General features: G+C 61.2%; 2 protein-coding genes. One reads left to right on the top strand and one right to left on the bottom strand.

Features of this window, described 5'->3' with window-relative positions; genetic code table 11:
* Positions 1-302: hypothetical protein (locus tag ACIA8E_RS41605; protein WP_399307271.1), on the bottom strand; the 302-nt coding region annotated here is incomplete at its 3' end.
* Between the two features lie 24 nt (positions 303-326).
* On the opposite strand from ACIA8E_RS41605, the gene ACIA8E_RS41600 reads away from it, so the two are divergent.
* On the top strand, positions 327-3,347 hold the full coding sequence (locus ACIA8E_RS41600) for a glycosyltransferase (RefSeq protein WP_399307269.1): 3,021 nt from the start codon (positions 327-329) through the stop codon (positions 3,345-3,347).
* Positions 3,348-3,442 lie beyond the last annotated feature (95 nt).

The raw sequence follows: 3,442 nt of genomic DNA, 5'->3' as shown, positions 1-3,442 counted from the left end.
CCGGACGCGGTGCCGTCCGGACGGCCACCACTGAACACACCACGAGCCCTGCCAGCACAGACACCCCGCAGCCCGGCCAGCCAGAGACCAGCACCGAACCAAACCAGCCCGAAACCACCACCCCCACCCAAACCGAAACCAACCACCAGCAGCGGGAAGAACCGGTCCGGCCCGGGAGGGCAGTCCAGAGTCAGGCCGCTCGTCAGATCCCCTATCAGGTGCAGGCTCGAAACCTGGTGACAGCTGCGTTGCACACGCTGCAGGAGCCCGAGGACAGTCGGCACGCGGACGCGGACAGACATGGGACGGATGACGGGGACCAGCTAATGGAACGCCTGGCTCACGCGCTGGGCATGAGGAAGGTCGCAGCGGCTGCGTTGATCGCCAGGGCAAGCGGCATCACGCGCCGCCTGCTGGACATGCCGCTGATCATTGCCGAAAGTAGCGCAGACCGGCAGCGACTACACGAACAGCGCCGGACTGTAGTCGCCGTCGCTGCCGCCCTCCACCACCACACCACCACCACTGCTTCCCGCTCACCCACCGACCTGTCGTTTGGTGAAACTCTGGCCAACGCACTCACTGCTCTGCGGGCCGGCAACTTCCATCCCCTTCACGCCCTTGGCCTCACCACCGACGTCTTCCTCGACCACCCGCGCCGGGGCGACATCGAGAGGCGGTCGCCAGCCCTGGTCGGCGGATCACCACCCGCCTCCGCGACCCCGTCTACCGCCAGTAGCAGCAATGGGACCCGGCCAGCGGGACACAGCGGGCTGGCGGAAAACATCCGCGTTGGTGCCTCCGGACTGCGGATGCGGAGTGCCCACGAGTTGTTTCAGATGCTGCATGCGTCGGCGGACCGGACCACTTTCGCGGAGGACTCTGGCCCGCTGGGTCCGGACCTCTTCGGCCTGCGCCAGCACCCCATGCCTCCAGCTTTCCTGAAAGGGTTTGACTACCGCAGACTTCTCCCGGAGGGAGTTGCGCCGTTTTTCCGCGCGATCAGCATGACGCGCCCGGCCCCGAGCGGTGGGCCGTTAAGAGCCGAGGAGTTCAGGGGCGGCAACGTGATCGCAGGCACTGGTGCTTCCATGCCTATTCCGCGGGTGAGATTTGCGATCTGGCTCGGCGGACCGTTGCAGGACACCGGCACCATGGGGGCATTCCGAACGGGACTCGAGCGGTCCACCCGAGCACTGGGAGGCTCGGTCACCACCGTGCTGCTGACCGACGTACACCGTGAGCAGTTCGAACGTGTCCGCAGCCGGCAAGCGGCTGTCCCGGTCAGCCTCTCCAACCTTGATGCCGCCGTCGCAGACATGCTCCGCTGGGCCAGGAACACTGGCGTGGAACTGGTCCATTCCGACGAGATCTTTCCAGCAGACAATGCCATGTTGCTGCGCGAAGAGTTCGCCACTGAACTTGCCAAACAGATAGGCACAGGCTACGCGGCCGCCAGCGACATTCTGCGCCTAGAAATTCTCTACCGCTTCGGTGGTCTCTACATCGATGCCGATGACGCCGTCACTCCCCATTTGATCACGGAGATAAGAGGCAGTTTGGCGGCAGCAGGAGAACGCCCCCTCTTGAATGTAACTGCAGGCATCGCGAATAGTTTGATCATCGCGCCCGCCCGTAACCGATTCGTGGATGCATATCTTCGAATCGTCAGAAGAAACTACACGTTGGACCAGGCGCAAATATTCCAAAGGATAGAAAAGAGAGAGGAACGGGATGGAGTGGTCAGTAATAGGAGACATGTCTTCCGGCGTAACTCCGTCGTTTACCGTACCGGCCCCTTCGTTGTGCAGGATGTCGAGGAAGAGTCCGGCATATCACCATTCCCCGTTTTGAATCATTATTGGCGACAGGGAAATTCCTGGTTTGATTTCCATGACGTGATCAAGGCGCTGGATCCGCCGGCGCCCAGCGCCCCCCAGACGAACCGACAGGATGAATTGCATCTGGCGAAGAGTCAGCCCGCGGTGCTCAGTGTCACCGAAGTGGACCAGAGGTTGGTGAGGGTGACCGCCACGTTGGTCCGCGATTTGTTCAACAGGAGCGGTGATCTGAATCTGACGCAGGTCGCACCCCTCGTGGAGCGCTTGCCTGACCCAGGTGCCGGGTGGGAAGCAGTATTGCGCTTTATCTCGACGACCCCGCAGCTGGCCAGTCGTGTGCGGACTGTCACCTTACATAAGGTCGACATGAACAACAAGCCTCGCTCGGTCACGCTCCCCCCAGGTGCTCGCGGCCTATTCGCCTTCGACCAACAGGCAGTGGTCGGAGCGAAAGGCAGCAGCCTCATCCCGGGTATGCCGAGCTGGGTCCTGGGTGGAATCGTCGAGCCCGCCAGGATTCTACGGCCAAACGAAAACCCCGGCCCCGACGTGCAATTTGCGCCCGAGAGCACCCCCGCGACCATGCTGAGGGCAGCAGGGCCGCCCATCCGTAGCGCTGGACCAAGCGCCTCGCCCACGCAACCCGTCAGTGCGCGCCCTGCAACGGCGGGGGACGCCGTCGTGTTCGAACCCGGACAGGCCTTACTCTCTCCTCAAGCCATCGAAATCGCCACGGGCCAGGCTGACGCTTTCCTGCAGTTTATGAAGGCCGTCCGACTTCCCCCTGGCTCGCGTATTACCGTGGGGATCACTCCCTCATCTGCTGGTGAAATACCAGAATCTGGAAGGGAAATCGGTAAACGTCGAACTGGCCTCGTTGCCGAGGTGTTCCTGAATCGAATGGCAGAAAAGCTTGCAACGTTCGGAGCTGAGTCCGCGAAAGCGGTGGCAGCTATCGACTTGGATGTTATTCCAGGGCTCGTGAACAATCATGAGGGCACGCCGATTGCCTCAGGCAGTGCAGGCGAGGAATATTCTCGGAACATAGTAATTAATATCCTGCGGGTGACTAGTCGATGCGTCGTACTATTCCCTCCTGGAGGGAAAATTCTTTCCCCTCAAGCTGCTGGTATCGTTACCCACCAGGCGAATGCACTTCTGGCATACATGACCACCGCGGCGCTCCCGAACGGCTCGCGCATAACCGTTACGATAGCTCAAGTCGCGCCCCACGAGACATCAGATTCTGCGAACTCGGTTCACCGTGATCGGGTTGGCGCAGTAACTAACTCGTTCCACGCCTCCCTGCAGACGGGTCTGCAGTCCCTGAACCCCACGGGCCACGAGGCGCTGCGAGGTGTCACGCTCCAGATAAAGGGATCTCCTCCAAAGAGAACTACACCCAATACGACACGCCAAGAAGGAGAAGAGCACTCACGGACCATAGCCATTGATGTAGTCGTGGAAAGGCCGGGGGCCGCTGCAGTCTCGGTACACCTCTCCTAACCTCAATACCAGTAACTTAGGTGCAATCTGGTCGTTGTTGGTGGTATGCCGAGAGTGGGTCAGCTGAAGTCATCTGGTGAGCGTCTTTCGGACCG

The sequence above is a fragment of the Streptomyces sp. NPDC051664 genome, assembly GCF_044453545.1.
Taxonomy (GTDB): Bacteria; Actinomycetota; Actinomycetes; order Streptomycetales; family Streptomycetaceae; genus Streptomyces.
The sequence above is the reverse complement of the archived record's forward strand: the minus strand, read 5'-3'. Positions and strand labels throughout refer to the sequence as shown.